Source organism: Mucilaginibacter sp. P2_A5 (assembly GCF_056404995.1).
Genome location: NZ_JBFUCY010000047.1, coordinates 1 through 18,090, shown reverse-complemented (window position 1 = coordinate 18,090; position 18,090 = coordinate 1). Strand labels below are relative to the sequence as shown.

The window sequence follows — 18,090 nt, the reverse complement described above, 5'->3', positions numbered from 1 at the left end:
AATATGACCATTGTTTACCTGCATCTTCTTATAGCTGTTTCAAATCAGCGTTAAACTGGTATAACCCGCCTTTTTGCGTATTGATAATGATGGTTTTATCATGATAACGCAACCGACAAATCCCGCCGACTTTTGATTGCACTTGTACCCCCTGCAGCTGCCCGTTTTGCCAGTTAAAGTTCAATTCAAAACCACCACGGGCGCAAATACCTTTTATATTTCCCTGTGATAAAGCCGATGGCAGGGCTGGCAGCAACTCAATATCATCGCCCTGGCTTTGTAGCAACATTTCTGATAACCCGGCGGCCCCGCCAAAGTTTCCATCAATCTGGAAAGGTGGATGCGCGTCAAACAGGTTGTGGTAAACACCGCCTTTTTCTTTGCCAGAGCTCACATCAGCAGGCGAAAGCAGTTTGGTGAACATGAGGTAAGCATGATCGCCCTGCTTCATCCTGGCCCATATATTTACCTTCCAGGCAATACTCCAACCTGTTCCTTCATCACCACGGTATAGCATAGATTTTTCGGCTGCATGCATCAGATCCGGGGTTTTCCAGGTGATATCTGTACCGGGGAACACGCCCCACATATGCGATACATGCCGATGGGTATCGGCAGTATCGTCCTTATCTTCCATCCATTCCTGTAGCTGGCCGTATTTGCCAATTTTGTTCGGCGCTATCTGATCGTATTTTGCTTTTAGTGTATCGGCAAAACCCTTATCAATTCCTAAAAGGGCTGACGCTGTTATGCAATTTTTAAACAAATCGCGGATGATCTGGTGATCCATGGCAGGCCCCGCTACCAATCCGCCATGTTCAGGCGAATTGGAGGGAGTGCTGATAAGGTAACCGGTCTTAGGATCTTTCACTAAAAAGTGCACAAAAAACTCCGCCGCTCCCTTCATTTCCGGGTAAGCGCGGTTCTGTAAAAAACTTTTATCCTTAGTATATAAATAATGCTCCCATAACTGGTGACAAAGCCATGCGCCGCCGCTTACCCAGATACCATGATTAGATGCATTTACCGCAGCAGTGCCCCGCCACAGGTCGGTATTATGGTGCAGCACCCAGCCGGGTGCACCGTAATGTTCTTTAGCTGTTTGCTTACCTGTTTTAGCCAGGTCATCAACTATACCGAAAAACGGTTCGCTGCAGGCCGAAAGATTCAACACTTCGGCAGGCCAATAGTTCATCTGCAAATTGATGTTGGTGGTAAATTTGCTGCCCCATGGCGGCGTAAGCAGATCGTTCCATAGGCCCTGCAAATTAGCCGGACCATTACCCAGGCGCGAGGACGATATCAACAAATACCTTCCGTATTGCGTGTACAGTGTGATAAACGATGGGTCGGGCGTGTCCCTGAATTTCAGGATTCGCTCATCTGTAGGCAAATCAGCATTAATGCCTTTACCAAGGTCAATAGAGAATGTTTGGAAGAATTTTTGGTAACCTTTTATATGATCTGCCTTAATAATCGGGTAGCTTTTATGAGCGATGCCTGTTATTTGCTTTTTGCAGATGGCTTCCGGATTGCCTGATACATCATGGTAATTTTTGAAATTTGTTGCTGCTGTTAAATAAAACGTAGCCTCATTAGCACCGGTAACTTTAATATTGTTTGGTGTTACCAGCACTTTGCCGCCAACAGCCTGCACATGCAGGTAACTTACCCCGCGTAATACCCCATCATGTACTTTTACCGATAACGCCAGGGTATGATCGTCAACTCTGCGGGTAATAAAATTTTTATGCAGGCTTTTCATCAGGGCATTTACCGTAATGCCGCCGGACTTATCGGCAGTTAAATGAATAGTTATTACCTGGCCGGGGACGCTTGCAAGGTACTCGCGGGTGTAGGTTATTCCATCAGCCTTATAGGTAACATGTGCCGTGGCATTCGTGATATCAAGGTCGCGCTTGTATTCACTTATTGTTTGCTCAGGGAATTGCAGGTACAAATCGCCAAAAGGCTGGTAATCGGCATTATACCGTGGATAAGCTGGCGGATTATCATCCTGGATCCGGTATTTCCACGTTCCGCTTAATTTTATTGGTTCTATAATGCTACCCTTTTTATCAATAGCGGATGTTATCTCATTACTTGTTACCCCGGCTTTGATGGTAGCAACTTCAACACCTTCAGGATAAAGCAGCATTTCTTTTGCTGCGCTGGTTAAACCACCTTTATCATTGAAATTTAATACCTGTATAGCTAATAAATTTGTTCCTGTACGCAGCTCTTTAGCCGGGATGATATATTTACGATAAGCGGTTCCACTGGTTGTGCCTACCTGGTTGCCATTGATATAAGTAACATCCAGATCCCGGATGCGGCCTAAACTGAGCACCAGATTTTTTCCCTTCCAGTTGGATGGCAACTCAAATGTCGTTCTGAACCAAACTGCTCCGTCAAGTCCCTCAAAACCGCGGGTTGTTTCCCAGCCCTGTGCGGTGGGTAAGGTAATGGATTTCCATGCGTTATCATGAAAATCAACACCTTGAATCTCTTTTATACTCCGCATCATTTTAACCCACCGGGCAGAATCGGCAGCATACGTGATTTCATTGCTTTTCATCCCCATGAAATGCTTTTCGGCAAGTGCCTCGGCTTCGGATTGTTTGCCATCAAACAAGAGCTCGCGAATAGGTTGCAGGTATTTTACAGCCCCTTGCCGCTCATAGGCGCGCGGACCGCCCGTCCAGAGCGTTTGCTCATTAAACTGGATTCTGTCTTCTTCCACTCCACCAAATATCATTGCACCTAAACGACCGTTACCAATGGGCAAGGCATCTGTCCATTTTTGTGCAGGCTTCCTGTACCAGAGTTTAAGATCAGATTGGGCCTGGGCTAAATGCGTGGCAAGCACAAGCGTAATTGCGATAAATAAATATTTTGAGACGGGCGGTATGGCGTTTTTCATAGCACTGTTTAGTTAAATAACCAGCGTAAATCTTTAATGTTACCTGTATTGCTCAATCCGGCATCATAAACCGGGATATAGGCATCATCATTAACAATACCTAAAATTAAACAAGCGCCCTTACCCAGCGTAAGCGTGTTGGTGCCCGCCTTAAACGAATAGGTATGCACATTAACCGGTGGTAAACCTTCTACTTGTATAGCATTGGCAATCTTTATATCTGCCTGGCCGTAATCATTGGCACTGGCATCTGTTTCCAATTGTGGTTCCGGCAAGTATTTAGGGTCTTTCTCATTAAAAAAACCCACCAGCACCTTAACAGGCTTGGCGTTGGTAAAACTTAGCTCAGTACCATTTTTAAGCTGATCTGCTTTCATTAATTTTAAAGCCTGCAGGTCTGCCAGCTCAGGAGCTGCATTTTTAACAACTACAGCAGTATCAGCAAATACCTGTTCACCGTTACTCAATTTGTAAAAGGCCATATCCCTTGTTTTAATCACTGCCTGCGCGTTGGTAAGGCTTACCTTATCAGCTTTTTTTGCCGCTACCTGCGGCGATTTCAACGAGTCGATGTTATGTTTAAAATTATCCAGTTCTTTTTGGTAAACGGGCAGCAGCTCTACCCAGGTTTTCATTTTGGCATCATTGCCGCCAACGGGAATTTTACGCTGCTTAGTTTGCATGCTATTAGCATACAGGTAAGTATCTTTGGTAAGATTAACCAGCTGTTTGAAATAATCCAGGCTGGTTTGCAATTCAGGTAAGGCCTTTTCCAGGTCGGCAATGTTATCCGAATATTTGTACCGAAGCACCCATAATGCTGCTTTTGCTTTATAAGCATAGCTGTTTGCTAAAGCATTATAGCAATAGATGTCATTTTTTAACCTGTTAAATTCAGTTTTATCTTTTTTTATCTGTGTCGATGCCCGATCAATAGCCTCAACAGCTTTGTGCCCCTGCACTATTACACTATCAATTACTTTAACAGGTGTTTCGCCGATGTGGGGCTGGTGTTTCCATTCCTTTTCGGCATACTCACTCATCATTTCGCCAACCGGTCCTTCAGAGTTATAAAGTAATGTGAACAAACCATATTTTTCGGGATTAACCAGTTGGCTCATCAGCATACCCAGGGTCATGGTTTGCCGGTTGCCATCGGTAATACCAAAGCGCCTGAGCAATTCCGGGGCTATTTCGCCCGATTGCTCGTACGCTGCTAAAATATCCTTGCCATAGGTTTCATTACAGCCATATTTGGCGGCCAGCTGCTTAGCCCAATAATTTATCTCGTCTCCCCTGCCGCGATGGCTATCCCAGGCATAGCGTGCCCATGCCTTGTACCAAATCCAATCCCTATCCAGTTGTAATAGCCGCTGTCCACCTGTGTTATCGGCTGTATAAGGCCAGTCCCAGTAAGATGCCTGTGGGTATATGTGCAAGCCATTTGCCCCGTAAACATTGTGCATGGCTAACAAGCATTTTTGTATAAAATCCGGTGAGCCATAGCGAAAAGGTTCCAGGTTTGCCATGATATGCACATTCTCTATCTGCACGGTACCAATGCGGCTTAAGGTACGGTGCAGATCGGCCCATGGGCCATGCGGCTCATAGGTGGTAAGCGCCTCGCCATTATACTTAGCCATGGTATACAGGTTTTTATATAATGGTTTGGCGTATTTCATCACTGATGGCGCATCGCTATCATGCGCACGCAATACAATCGGCGGTTCATCGGTACGGCCCAATGCTTTCAAGCCATCCTGAACGCCGGGAATAATGGTTTTGGTGAACCAGTCTATATCATCCTGCCCTACCCCTTCCATAGCTTCGCCAAGCGTGATTAACAAACCTACATTCGGGTATTTTTGTACAAAGGCCGCTATTGATTTACGGGTATAATCGGCAATTACGGGTACTATATGGCGGTTCCTGTCCTGTGTTTTGAGGTTATTTTTTTCAGCAAAGGGTTTAGATACGATGATGTTATAAAAGCCCTGGATCAGCCAGATGCCGCGTTTATCGGCCTCGCTCGCCAGGAAACGATATATCTCCTCATTCTTTTTAAAGGTGACGTCATCCACCTCAACGGCATAAGGATATTCCTTTACTTTAACCAGTGATGCAAAAGGATGACCATTCCATAAGTATAGAGAGTTCATCCTGTTTTCGGCCAAAGAATCCAGGTAACGCAGCCAAAGTACTTTATCATAAAACCAGGGAAAATTTTCGGGCGTATAAGGATATTCGTAAGTGCCACGACCGGGCAATAATGCTGGTTTTTGAACACCAACACAAGCGCCGCGCAATACCATTTCGGGTTGATCGGTTATTGCCAATTTAAGAGGTAAAGCATGCGCTATTTTTACCCTGCCGGCCAGTTCCAGGCAACCATATAAAGTACCGGAATTATCCGCGCCGGCTATGATAGTCGTATTATTGGTACTATTAATTATAAAGCCTTCTTTACCAGGAAATTTTAGAACATTAGCATGTTCCTTTATCAATGCTCTTTTAATAACAGGATCCTGTAAAAGACCAACAAAAATGGCGTTACCGGCCACCGCTTTAGTATTTTGCTGTATGGTAACTATATAACCGGCCTGTTGCAAGGCTGACTTCAGTTTTTGAGCGCCATAATCTAATCGTTCGTGATGTTTTGAAGGCAGCACGATGGTTATTTTTTTGCCGGGGTCCTGGGCCTTCAATGAGGAATGAAAACAGCTGAATATCAGTATCAGAAGCGCAACGTAGCTATGGGTTATTCTCATTTTCATGTTTTTACATCATTGGCTACAAAGCCATTTCAGGGGGACAGACTTGGTATAGCAGGTTATGTTAAGATGGTATTAAGGTTGAACTTAATTGGTTGTATAACATTCAAAAATATCAGTATAGCATGGTAGTTTCATCTGATATTTTTCCCAGCTACTGTACGATATTACCATTATTGCAGCCTTTGCAATCCATGAAAGAGATAACGTAAGCTGCTAATTAAACAGGCATCCTTACCAATACATGCTTAAGCCGTGTACTGCGCATAATTATTTTACCATCGGCATAAATTATAAAACCTTTGCCTTTATGATATTTGGTGCCGGTTTTATCCCATAAGATACTAATGCGATGACCATGGTAAAGCACATTATCCAATGCAAACCATTTCCATTGATTTTTAGGGATAAGCGGAAAAACCTCCAGCATATTATCGGCGCGGGGCTTTAAGCCAACCAAATCATTGATCACCAGGTCGCAAAAACCAGAGTGGTTATAATAGCTGCTGCGCGGGTTATCGCCTTTAAGCCAATAGCCGGTTTTTTCGTCCTGGTACTCACCAAGATACGGCACTCCCCGCTTTATATGCGATAAGGCATATTTATGCAGTTCGTTATAGAAAACAGCCGGGGTCATGCTGCCTTTGTTTTGATAATCGGTAAGCAAATTTGCCAGTCCTTTTAGGGTTTGGGTAGTAGCAAATGGCCAAACTGCCCCATCCCACTCGCAGCCATGCCCGGTACCATGTGTGCGGAAGAGCGGGTGGCGTCTTTCGGCTGTAGTAATACCCCAAGGTGCGTTAAAACCTTTATCATCAGTCAACTGATCCCATTGTTTGGCAAAAACGGGTTTGTCATCGGGCAGGTTAAAATACCATGGGATAAATCCCAATTCTTCACGGGCACCGGCCAGGCTCCCATTGGGCCTGCGTGCCTCAAAAAATGAAGCAGAATCGCTCCATAAACTATCCTGTACCAGTTTTTTAAGTTCGATAGCTTTTTGGCTGTATTTATTTTTCAACGAATCGATGCCAAGCGATGATGCCATTTTTGATAGGGCCACAGCGTTACCATACATATAACCGTTAATGGTAGGTCTCTTATTTTTTATTTTTCGTGAGCCGCTAATGGATTCTTCCATGGCATCCCTTACATCAAACTGCCAAAACAGTTTCGAGGGTAGTTGCTTTTCGGTTTCCCATTGCCTGTAGTCGGTATTTAAGGCAGGTATTACCTGCTCTACAAAATCTTTATTGAGGTTAACCAGGTAATAATTATAAACGGCATCATCAATCCAGCTGCTGAAAGCGTGCAAATGAGGCTTCTTTTGTTTTGGGTCAACATAGAGCCAGAATTTGATGTAGTCGTTTATATATTGAGGATCATGCAGCCACCTACCCTCATAAATTTGGTGACCAAGCGCACTGCTCGAACTATTGTAAACGCCCGTAAAACTTACCGGTGTAATAAACTCTGTAAAAATAAAGCCATCCTGGGTTTGTTTCAGGTGTTTACGGAACGTCCACCAGCGATAATAATATATTTTTTGTATGGCCGAATCGGGGCATTCAAACAACGGTATGTTTTTGGCCATCCAATCATAAGCACCATCATTGGTTACATAGTTCTTTACCGTCTCGGTATCTATTGCATTAAAGTAGCTTACATAAGTTTTTAGCTTATCATAGCCTATCAACGCCTTTTGCTGCGCATAAACACCATCTGTTACAAGAGCAAACAAAGCTATTGTAAAACTTATTATAATAGTTCTCCTGGTCATATTTATACTTCAACCATAGCTTTAATTACCCCATTGGCAGGGTTTAGCCAGCTTTCAAACTGATCTTTTACTTCATCAAATGTTACCCTGTGGGTAATATAAGTTTGGGGATTAACCAACCCGTTTTTCATGGATAAGATCACATGCTCAAAATCCTGGCGGGTAGCATTGCGACTGCTCATCAGGGTGGCTTCACGTTTATGAAACTCCGGGTGACTAACCACAATATCGCCCCGCTGCAAACCTACCAGCACATACCTTGCTCCGTGCGCCATGTATTGAAAAGCGCCATTTATAGCGTTTTGATTACCGGTTGCATCAATTACTACGGTAGGCATATCGCCGTTGGTAATTTCTTTTAACCGCTCCAGGATATCTTCGCCCTTTACGTCAATGGTATGGGCAATCTTCAGGTTATCCCTGCAAAAAGCCAAACGCTGCTCGTTCACATCGGCCGCTATAACCACTCCTCCTGCTATGCGTGCAAACTCCATAATACCCAAACCAATTGGCCCCGCGCCAATAACCAGTACAAATTCTCCTGGTTGTACGCCTGCCCGTCGCACGCCATGCGCGCCTATGGCCAATGGTTCAACTAATGCCAGTTCATCAAAACTAAGTCCCTCGCCGTGCACCAGTAAATGTGAGCGCACCTGCAGGTATTCGGCCATGCCACCATCAGTGTGCACCCCACAAACCTGTATGTTAACACAGCAATTGGGCTTAGCCGATCTGCAGGCAATACAGTGGCCGCAATTAAAATATGGGATAAATGTTACAGCCTCTCCTTTTTCAAACCCATCCGCATCGCCGGCATCAAGCAGTTCGGCTGCCAGTTCATGCCCTAATATGCGGGGATAGCTAAAAAATGGCTGTGTACCCTCAAACGCGTGCAGATCCGTGCCGCAGATGCCAATACGTTTTATTTTGAGCAGGGCATAGCCGGGTTTAAGCGCCGGAACATCAGCGGTTCCATACTCCAGTTCGCCGGGGGTAATACAGGTAAGTACCTTCATTATGTTATTTTAGATAAGAATCAAGATGTTAGAGTCAAGAATCAAGAGAAAGCAACAGTAAGGTAAAGGCTTGGAAAACTTTTATGTTTTGACGCTTTTGTGCTGTCTTGATTCTTGATTCTTAATATTGTTAATAATTGTAAATACCTATAAGGATACGCCTCTTTTCCATGGGATAAAATCATCCTGGCCATGCCTTACCGCGCTTACTTCAATTTCGCCGCCGGCTACTTTAATTACGTAGTCCAGGATCCTTTCGCCTGCCTGTTCAATTGTTTCATCGCCTTCTACTATGGTACCTGTATTAATGTCGATGATATCGCTCATCCGGTTAAACAAAGTAGTGTTTGTGGCGATCTTAACAACCGGCGCTATCGGGTTGCCCGTTGGCGTACCCAAGCCGGTTGTAAACAAAACTATATTAGCTCCCGAACCAACCTCGGCTGTGGTTGATTCCACATCGTTACCGGGTGTACACAGCAAATTCAAACCTGGTTTGGTAACTTTTTCAGGGTAATCAAGCACATCTGCCACCGGTGATGTACCGCCTTTTTTTGCAGCTCCGGCAGATTTGATGGCATCGGTTATTAAACCATCTTTTATATTGCCCGGCGATGGGTTCATATAAAAACCAGAGCCTGCTTCTTCGGCGCGCTGGCTATAGCTGCTCACCAGACTGGCAAAACGCTCGGCTTTATTTTTATCCAAACAACGGTCAATCAGGTTCTGTTCAACACCGCAAAGCTCCGGAAACTCAGACAAGATAACCGAACCACCAAGCGCCACCAGCAGATCGGACGTGTAACCGATAGCGGGGTTTGCCGATATCCCCGAAAAACCATCAGAGCCCCCGCATTCCAAGCCTATAACCAATTTGCTTAACGGCGCCGGCTTACGAACGTACGTATTGGCCTGCATTAAGCCAGCCAGGGTTTGCCTTATGGCCAGCTCCATCAGATCGGCTTCCTTTCCGGTTTTTTGCTGATCCAATATGTATAAAGGCTTATTGAAATTAGGTGAGCGTTTATTAATCTCTTCCTGCAGGATCCGTACCTCGGCATTCTGGCATCCCAGGCTTAATACCGTAGCGCCTGCTACATTAGGATGGGTAATATAACCTGCCAGTAAACCGCACAAAGTAGTTGAGTCCTGGCGTGTGCCCCCGCAACCGCCTGTGTGCGATAAAAATTTAATACCATCAACATTAGGGAATATTTTATTACTGGTTACCTGGGCTGTATCGCCATCAATTTCGGTATACAATACCTCATTGATCTCTCCGCCGGCCTTAATCATGCCTATCAGTTGCTGTGCTTTTATTTCATAAGTTTTTTTACGCCCATAGCCCAAAGGCTTTACCAGCGCTTCCTGCAATACCTCAATATTGCGGTTCTCGCAAAATACCATCGGAACTACCAGCCAGTAATTGGCTGTACCCACGCTACCATCCTCCCGGTGATAACCGTTAAATGTCCGGCTTTGCCATTTACTTACATCGGGTTTATGCCAGTCGGTATGGCTGCTGCCGGTTAAAAAGCTGTTGGCTGCATGCACTACATTGCCGGTAGATAACAAACCACCGACCGGGATAGGGCTTTGCGCTTTGCCTACTAAAACCCCATACATAATGATCTCGCCGCTCTGGGGTATATCGGCAATTGCAAACTTATGCTTGGCGGGTATAAATTCAAGCACTTTATAACTAATCCCCTTATATACAACCTCTTCGCCTGGTTGTAAATCGGCAAGTGCTACCAGTACATTATCGGCAGGATGTACTTTTATAATTCGTTGTTTCATCGTTTTAATTTTTTAATAGTGCAGCAATCTGTTTATCCTTTATTCAACTGGTTAAATTGCTCAATCACAGCTGCAGTAAAACCTGGTAAAATGTCCAGGTCGGCATCCCACAAGTCTTTATTTTTTAATATGTTTTGAATTACAGCATCGCTATCCGGATTTTCCCAAACCTTTGCAAAATATGCAGCCTGGCTATCTGTAACTTTATATTCCTCATTGTTGATGGTACCGGTATATTGCCCCTCATCACCTGCTTTAACGCGCATAAAACGGATAAAGGCAGCAAAGCCCATTGCCATGCATGCAGGTACTGTATTGTTTAATTTATAATAGTTTAATAATAACGGAATAACACGCATTTTGATTTTAGTAGCGTATTGAACCGAGATACTTAACCACTCATGCCTGATATACGGATTGCGAAACCTATCAAGCACCTTGTTTGCAAAATCAGCAGCTACAACATCATCAATTTTATACGGGATGGCAGGCCTGATCTCTTCAAACACCAGTTGCGTAATAAACTTTGTAAACTGCTCATCATCCATTGCCTCTTTAACCGTTTTAAAACCCGATAAATAAGCAAAAGCACAGCACAATGTGTGTGTACCGTTTAGCAACCTTAACTTTAATTCCCTGAACAATTCAATATCAGGTGTTATTACCACACCCTCATCCGCCTGTGCAAATGATAATACGTCCTTTATTTTATCATCTCCTTCAATAGCCCATAAACTATAGGTTTCGGCCATAATTGACAGGTTATCCGTATAACCGTTTTTAGTCTCTAATTCTTCATTCAATACTGCATCCGGGCGACCAGGCACAATCCTGTCTACCAATGAATTACAGAAACTATTGCTATTTTCCAGCCAATCCATAAAGGCTGGCTCCAGTTTATTCAAATGAGCCAGCTCCAATACAATGGCTTCCAGTTTTTTGCCGTTATCAACAATAAGTTCGGTTGGGATAATTATCAGGCCACTATCCGCGCTGCCGTTAAAAGCCATGTAACGTTCGTATAAAACAGCTAATAATTTGCCGGGGAATGAAGCCGGCGGGTGTTTACGCACATCTTCCTTTACCAACTTAATACCTACTTCGGTGGTGTTAGATATGATTACTTTTAATTTTGGTTTCCTGGCCACATCCAAAATTTCATCCCACTCATTGGCGGCAGAAAGCACCCTGCTTATTGCCGAAGAAATCAGCTGCTCACTTACTTCCTTACCATTTACAATCCCTTTTGAATAAATGGTGTATAAATTATCCTGCTTATCAAAATCATCAACTGTGCCTGTATCTGTCGATTTTATAACAACCACCCTGCCATTAAAAATTCCGCTGCGGTTAGCCTTGTCAATAAAGTAATCGGGAAGGCCCCTTAAAAGCACTCCTGTGCCAAATTGCAATACCTTTTCGGGCAGTTCAAATAGTTGTTCACCGGGCAGTTCGGTTCCTGAAACGTTTATTCTTTTAAGGTTATACTTTGATAAGATCATGCTTTGTTTGATTGGGGTATTTATGATTATTTATGTTTTGATAAAATCTGCCCGGCCACCCAGCGTACCAGGTCGTTTGCGGCATTAATGTTTTCAAATTGCGGGGGCAGCTTCCGGCCATCTACATATTCGTTGTAAAACCAAGGGTCGCCTACGGCAAACACAGCTCCTTTGCCATATTTAGCGGTGGCAACTATTACGTCATTTTTGTTAATAAGTCGGGCTATAGCCGGGGCACTAATGTTTAATGTGCTAAGCTCTTTAATGTATACCTTTTTTGCTGTTTTAAATATCTTATTATCGGCAGGTATGTTTATTGCACCCTGCTCAAATTCACGCCCGGCTACATGGTTAATGCTGTTTTTATTAAAACTGATACCAAACTTTGCCATCAGCTTGTTAAGATGGGTAAACTCGGCGTTACCAGTATCATTATTTAGTACCAGTAAAACGCCGCCATTTTTAACCCAATCGCTTATGGCTTTAATGTGCGGTTCAAGTATATATTTTGCCTGTGGGTTTTCCTTGGGGATATCGGGGTCAACAATGATATAAACAGCCGTATTTTTTAGGTTTGCGGCGGTGGGCTCCTCATTTAAAGTTTGTGTACGGAAACCATAGTTATTAAACACCTGCCCAAAAAACGAAATGCCATTGTTATCCCACTCCTCCCATTTATAATGAAACGGTGCAGTTTTGCCGTTAATATCCTGCCGGTGCTCGTCATTAAAATAACTATCCAGCAAAGCTATTTTGCCTTTGCCTGCAGCCAAGGTTTTTAACTTTTCCATTTCAACACTGGCCAGCATAAAAACGCCAACACCCTTAGTTTCATTGGTGACGGTTTTTACACCGGTATAATAATCATAGCTGCCATCACGGTATGGTTCGCCGCCCACGCCGACAGCGCCGCAGGTTCCCTTTATATTAACCTGCCCGGCTGCATCGGTTTCAATAAACTGTTTTATAATACCTTTATATGCTTTTTGTGCAGGCAACAAGTATTTTGCGGGCAGATATCCTTCCCGTACACTTTTGGCTAAAGCGTAAACAAACATACAAGAGGCGGATGCTTCTAAATAATTACCCTTTTTAGCCCCTTTATCCAGCACCTGGTACCACACGCCTGTTTGTTTATCCTGGTAATTAGTTATCGCAACAGCCAAACGGTTTAAAATAGCCAGCAACTGCGCGCGTTTTGGATGATTTAACGGAAGCTGGTCGAGCACATCAACCAGGCCCATAATATACCAGCCATCGGCCCTGGCCCATAAACACGCAGACAGACCCGTTTGCGGATTAGCCCAGCGTTCTTTTTTGCTTTGATCCCAGGCATGGTACAGCAACCCGGTTTTAGCATCGCGGGCGTTTTTTTCCATCAGGATGAACTGGCTGCTTATATCATCAAAATCATTTTCCTGGTGAAACTCCCTGGCATATTCTGCATAAAAAGGTTCGCCCATGTACAGGCCATCCAGCCACATCTGGTTTGGGTACCGTTTTTTATGCCAGAAACCGCCTTCGGGTACGCGGGGTTGCTTGTCTATCTGTTTACGCAACAGAGTGGCCGCCTTGTAATACTTTGGGCTATTTAAAACCCGGTAAAGCATAATGAGGCTGTGGCCCATTAAAATATTATCAAGGTTAAAATCATCCGCTTTATAGGTACGGATAGTGCCGTCAGCGGTAACATACCTATCGGCTGCATGTTGTATATAGCTAAAATATTCGCCGTTGGCACTTTGCTGCCAAACGCTTTGCATGCCCTGCAAAACTATGCCCTGATCATACGACCAATTACCACCGGGCAGCGAATCTTTCCAGATATGCATAACTGTGGCAGCCATGCGCTGAGACCAGGGTTGCTGTTGCGCCCGAAGCAATAATCCTTGCAGGAGAATGGTAAACAACAAAAATATCTTCTTCATTTTTAAGGTTATTTTATGGATGAAACATCCCAGTTATCATTACCGGCCAGGATATTTTTTATAGTATATTTTTTAAAATCAGCTGCGTTCAACTGGTGCGACCATGGTACACGTCCTTTTGCCTACGCCCTGGCATCACTATGATCAATATCAGCAGGTATAATTTCCTCATTATTTTGCTGTTATAAGTGAGCTGCTTTCGGCACCGGAGCCAAACTCCGCTTTATTTTTAGCCTTTGAGGCATCGGTATTTAACAACTGTACCTGCGCCGATTTTTTGCCGGCTATTTTAAGCAGTAATTGCGCCTGGCTATACGTTATGCCGCTAAGAATTATGCTGCTGCCATTTTTAATATTAATAAGCGGGCTGGTATTTTTACTATCCAGGTGCACATTTTTAAGGCTGATGTTTTGCGCTTCAATAATATCAACCCCATCGTTTGTTTTGAAAACGCTGTTTTCAATATAGATGCCTTTAATGCTCATTTCGGGCAGGCCCCGTATCATAATGGCTTTTTCGGCACCGTTGCAGGCTACATTGTTCACATAAAAATTGCGGAACGCGGGTGTAGCTGCTGTTACCGGGAAATTCGACTGGTCGTTAACCTCATCTGCTTCTCCGGGTGATTTGCCGCCGTAATACATATCAAATAGTATAGCCTCATGAAGTATATCTTTCATGCTGATGTTTTTGATGAAAATATTTTCAACCACCCCACCACGGCCGCGGGTAGTTTTAAACCTGAGGCCGATATCGGTACCAATAAAGGTGCAGTCGGACACGAAGATATTGCGCGCGCCGCCCGACATTTCACTGCCAATTACAAAGCCGCCATGCGCACGGTAAACAACATTGTTTCTTACAATAACATTTTCGGTTGGTTTGCCTCTTTTGCGGCCCTCTTCATCGCGACCGGATTTGATGCAAATGCCATCGTCGCCGGCATCAAATGTGCTGCCTTCTATCAATACATTTTTGCATGACTCCACGTCAATTCCGTCACCGTTCTGCGCGTTCCATGCGTTTCTTACACGCACATTTTGCACGGTAAGGTGTTGGCACAACAAAGTATGAATATCCCATGCCGGTGAATTTTGAAGTGTAACGCCTTGCAGCAATACATTTTTACAATTAGTAAGCACCAGCATATTCGGTCGGAAAAAATCCTTCATGGATTCATTATCCCCAATGGTTTTACCTTGCCCAAGTATACCGGCCCCGGGTGTTTTTACACCTTTCATAAAGCTTTCTGATGGATACCACGATTTGCCGTTTTCGCTTACAACACCTCCACTGGCCACCAGCTTTTTCCACTCGTTTTCGGTAAGCCTGTCTTTGCCGATGGCACGCCAAACCTCGCCATGCCCGTCGATAATACCATCGCCGGTAATGGCTATATTTTGCAGGTTGGTACCCGATATGGGCGACTCGTTACGCACAGCAGCATGCCCTTCATAATTGCCTTCAATTAATTTATACTGGGCTTTATCATCGGTAAACTGGAGCAATGCTGCCCTGCTTACATGCAGGTTTACATTACTTTGCAGTACCAGGGGCCCGGTGAGCCATAAACCCTGCGGAATAAGCACTACTCCGCCACCTTTTTTGCTACAGGCAGCAATTGCTTTATTAATATTAATTGTATTTAATGTAATACCATCCGGCTTTGCGCCATAGCTTAAAATATTGACTGTATCTTTTTTGAATACCGGCGCATTTATACGGGGCAAATGCTGCCACGAATACGTTGGCCCCTGTGCAAATGCAGTTAGTAAACCGGCCGCAAATAAGACTGCGACACTAAATGATACTTTTATTAACGACATGCTTTTATAGGTAATTTTTTACGCCTTAATTGGTAGCGAATTAAAATAGGCAACACTGCTGACGGCGCTATGTAAAATTCTTAAACAAGATTAACGGCTCTTAACTATAAAAAAAAGGAATTGGCCAACTAAAACCACGCAATCGTTCCCAGTAACGTTTGCGTGATTTTGGCGGTAACGGGTAAACATGATAAAATCCGTTTTTTTTACAATAACTTAGCCGTAAAATAATTTCTTAATATTTGAAAACGTTTGATCTTGCCGTAATTTGCAGGATCAGGGAACCAGATTATGTTTGAATCTTATACCATTAAAGACATTGCAAAGGCTTTGGGTGTATCCACCTCCACCGTATCAAGGGCATTAAAGGGCAGCTATGAAATTGGCGCTGAAACCAAAAAACTTGTTCAGGAGTATGCCGAGAAGGTGAATTACCGCCCCAATCCCATTGCCTTAAGTCTTAAAGATCAAAAAAGCCATTCAATAGGTGTTGTGGTATGCGAGGTAGCGAACGACTATTTCTCGCAAGCCATAAATGGTATCGAATCTATTGCATATAACCTTGGTTACCACGTTATTATTACACAAACCCACGAATCGTTTGACCGGGAAACGGTTAACGTGCAGCACTTGCTTTCAAGACATGTTGATGGATTGCTGGTTTCTTTATCTGCCCAAACCACAGATACATCGCAGTATAAATATCTTCATGAAAAAGGGTTCCCTATTGTATTTTTTGACAGAATAGCTGCAGATATTAACACACATAGGGTAGTTGCTGATAATTTTAAGGGGGCATTTGATGCTACGGAGCTTTTAATAAAATCCGGGTTTAAAAAGATAGCGCACTTAACCAATTCAAATAACTTATCGATAACAGTTGAAAGACTCAACGGCTTTAAAGCAGCATTGGATAAGCACAGCATCGAATTTAAGCCTGGTTATTTAAAAAACTGCGAGCATGGCGGGATGATTCACGACGAAATTGAATTTGCTGTGAAAGCTTTGTTAGCTATGGATGACCGGCCCGAAGCTATTTTTATCGGCAGCGACAGGTTGACCATTAATTGCATGTCGATTTTAAAAAAACTTGGGGTAAAAGTACCTGACGATTTGGCTTTGGCTGGTTTTACCAATTCGGATGTTGTTGATTTATTTGATCCGCCACTTACCGTAGTCCGCCAGCCTGCATTCCAGATAGGACAAAAAGCGACTGAACTACTGATAAAAACAATTGAAAGCAAATGGCCCGTTGAAGAATTTACGACCGAACGGGTAGATACCCAATTAATTGAAAGGCTCTCATCTCAAAAACTAAACTAAAACATCAGATAGTAAATCCGTTTAAGGTAGATTCCTTTCGATAAAAAGCGGTTACCGCGCTTTAAAGCCGGGCCAACGGTATTTAAAACGCAAAAAGCCCCGGGTTATCCGGGGCTTTCACAATTAATGTTTAATTTAAAAATTATTTTTGTTTGAACTGAACACGACGGTTTAGTACACGACCTTCTTCGGTTGAGTTATCAGCAATTGGCATAGTTTCGCCGTAGCCTTTAATTTTTACTTTCTTGGCATCAACACCTGAGTTAACTAAGTAAGTTTTTACCGAGTTAGCGCGATCTTTTGATAACGAGATGTTATGAGCGGCGGTACCTTCAGATGAAGCGAAGCCATCAACTTCTACCTTTTTACCGGTAGAACGCAAATCAGCAGATGTTGCATCTAACACAGGGTAAGATGAAGTACGCAATACCGAGCTGTCAAATTCAAACTGGATGTTTGAGTAAGCGGTGGCAGGGGCCTGGCCTGCTGTTGCTGATGAATCTGGTTTAGGGAATACGATAACGCAACCAGAACCGTCAACTACGCTGCCTGCAGCAGTACCCGGGCATTTGTCAAACTGATCGGCAACACCATCACCGTCCGAATCTTTTTTCAGGTCGGTAACAGCAGTTTCAACATTGGTTACACGGCCTTTTAAAGCTTCAACTTCCTGGCGTAAAGCTGCATCGTATAATTCATCATACATTTGAGCAACCGGGTTTACCCATGTCAGGTTCTGTTTTGTTTTCGGACCAAAAGTATACTCTAAACCACCATAGGTATAAGAGTAATGGCTAAACTTCGGATAGGTATGAATACCACCAAAGTTGTAACCTTGTACAAAGCTAACAGTGTAACCCAAATTTAAGGCTACCGCGTCGGACAGTTTGAACTTTACACCAACGCCAACCGGGGCAAATAATTCTTTAACCGTTTTATCGCCAAAAGGCAGCGTGTGAACAACGCCATCATCGGATGTGTTTTCTTTAATTTTGTACATGTCTAAACCTAAGCCTGCAGAGCCATAAAAGTTAACACTGTTTTTGCGATGCAGGAAGCTAACACTTGCAATGTTAAATACCGCACTAAGCGAACCCGAATTGAACGAGGTTTTGTAATCAGTGTAACCAAACTTCGGTTTGCCGTCCTCGTCTTTACCGTGTACTTTACCACCCAAATAGTCTAATTGTAAGCTAAAGGTGTGCGATAAAGGTGTGCGA

Annotated in this window: 10 protein-coding genes; 1 reads left to right on the top strand and 9 read right to left on the bottom strand. The window is 43.7% G+C overall.

What is annotated here, in order from left to right:
* Nucleotides 1–28 precede the first annotated feature (28 nt).
* The 8 genes from AC1DXF_RS27650 to AC1DXF_RS27615 form a co-directional block, all read right to left on the bottom strand.
* Nucleotides 29–2,923, bottom strand: a complete 2,895-nt coding sequence (locus AC1DXF_RS27650; protein ID WP_477451923.1) for a glycoside hydrolase family 95 protein — start codon at nt 2,921–2,923, stop codon at nt 29–31.
* Nucleotides 2,924–2,931: 8 nt separating this feature from the next.
* Nucleotides 2,932–5,697 (bottom strand): alpha-d-galacturonidase, encoded by a 2,766-nt coding sequence (locus AC1DXF_RS27645; RefSeq protein ID WP_477451922.1) that lies wholly within the window; start codon nt 5,695–5,697, stop codon nt 2,932–2,934.
* Nucleotides 5,698–5,914: 217 nt separating this feature from the next.
* Nucleotides 5,915–7,474 (bottom strand): MGH1-like glycoside hydrolase domain-containing protein, encoded by a 1,560-nt coding sequence (locus AC1DXF_RS27640; protein WP_477451921.1) that lies wholly within the window; start codon nt 7,472–7,474, stop codon nt 5,915–5,917.
* Between the two features lie 2 nt (nt 7,475–7,476).
* Entirely contained in the window at nt 7,477–8,490 is a 1,014-nt protein-coding gene (locus tag AC1DXF_RS27635; protein ID WP_477451920.1) for a zinc-binding alcohol dehydrogenase family protein, read from the bottom strand.
* Nucleotides 8,491–8,637: 147 nt separating this feature from the next.
* Nucleotides 8,638–10,290 carry a UxaA family hydrolase gene (locus tag AC1DXF_RS27630; protein ID WP_477451919.1) on the bottom strand — a complete coding sequence of 551 codons (1,653 nt, stop codon included), beginning with the start codon at nt 10,288–10,290 and terminating at the stop codon, nt 8,638–8,640.
* 32 nt (nt 10,291–10,322) lie between these two features.
* Nucleotides 10,323–11,792: a tagaturonate reductase gene (locus AC1DXF_RS27625; RefSeq protein ID WP_477451918.1), complete on the bottom strand. Its 1,470-nt coding sequence runs from the start codon at nt 11,790–11,792 to the stop codon at nt 10,323–10,325.
* A 26-nt stretch (nt 11,793–11,818) separates the two neighbouring features.
* Nucleotides 11,819–13,720, bottom strand: coding sequence for a glycoside hydrolase family 88/105 protein (locus AC1DXF_RS27620; protein WP_477451917.1), 1,902 nt, complete (start codon nt 13,718–13,720; stop codon nt 11,819–11,821).
* A gap of 171 nt (nt 13,721–13,891) precedes the next feature.
* Complete coding sequence (locus AC1DXF_RS27615) at nt 13,892–15,547, bottom strand: glycoside hydrolase family 28 protein (protein ID WP_477451916.1); 1,656 nt, start codon at nt 15,545–15,547, stop codon at nt 13,892–13,894.
* A gap of 291 nt (nt 15,548–15,838) precedes the next feature.
* Between AC1DXF_RS27615 and AC1DXF_RS27610 the strand changes: the two genes are divergently transcribed.
* Nucleotides 15,839–16,870, top strand: coding sequence for a LacI family DNA-binding transcriptional regulator (locus tag AC1DXF_RS27610; RefSeq protein ID WP_477451915.1), 1,032 nt, complete (start codon nt 15,839–15,841; stop codon nt 16,868–16,870).
* 142 nt (nt 16,871–17,012) lie between these two features.
* Here AC1DXF_RS27610 and AC1DXF_RS27605 read toward each other — a convergent pair.
* On the bottom strand, nt 17,013–18,090 hold a 1,078-nt coding region (locus tag AC1DXF_RS27605; RefSeq protein ID WP_477451914.1), incomplete at its 5' end, for an OmpA family protein.

Excerpts from the sequence above, each read along its gene's own strand:
- AC1DXF_RS27650 (WP_477451923.1), bottom strand. The coding sequence starts at position 2,923 with ATGAAAAACGCCATACCGCCCGTCTCAAAATATTTATTTATCGCAATT.
- AC1DXF_RS27645 (WP_477451922.1), bottom strand. The coding sequence starts at position 5,697 with ATGAAAATGAGAATAACCCATAGCTACGTTGCGCTTCTGATACTGATA.
- AC1DXF_RS27640 (WP_477451921.1), bottom strand. The coding sequence starts at position 7,474 with ATGACCAGGAGAACTATTATAATAAGTTTTACAATAGCTTTGTTTGCT.
- AC1DXF_RS27635 (WP_477451920.1), bottom strand. The coding sequence starts at position 8,490 with ATGAAGGTACTTACCTGTATTACCCCCGGCGAACTGGAGTATGGAACC.
- AC1DXF_RS27630 (WP_477451919.1), bottom strand. The coding sequence starts at position 10,290 with ATGAAACAACGAATTATAAAAGTACATCCTGCCGATAATGTACTGGTA.
- AC1DXF_RS27625 (WP_477451918.1), bottom strand. The coding sequence starts at position 11,792 with ATGATCTTATCAAAGTATAACCTTAAAAGAATAAACGTTTCAGGAACC.
- AC1DXF_RS27620 (WP_477451917.1), bottom strand. The coding sequence starts at position 13,720 with ATGAAGAAGATATTTTTGTTGTTTACCATTCTCCTGCAAGGATTATTG.
- AC1DXF_RS27615 (WP_477451916.1), bottom strand. The coding sequence starts at position 15,547 with ATGTCGTTAATAAAAGTATCATTTAGTGTCGCAGTCTTATTTGCGGCC.
- AC1DXF_RS27610 (WP_477451915.1), top strand. The coding sequence starts at position 15,839 with ATGTTTGAATCTTATACCATTAAAGACATTGCAAAGGCTTTGGGTGTA.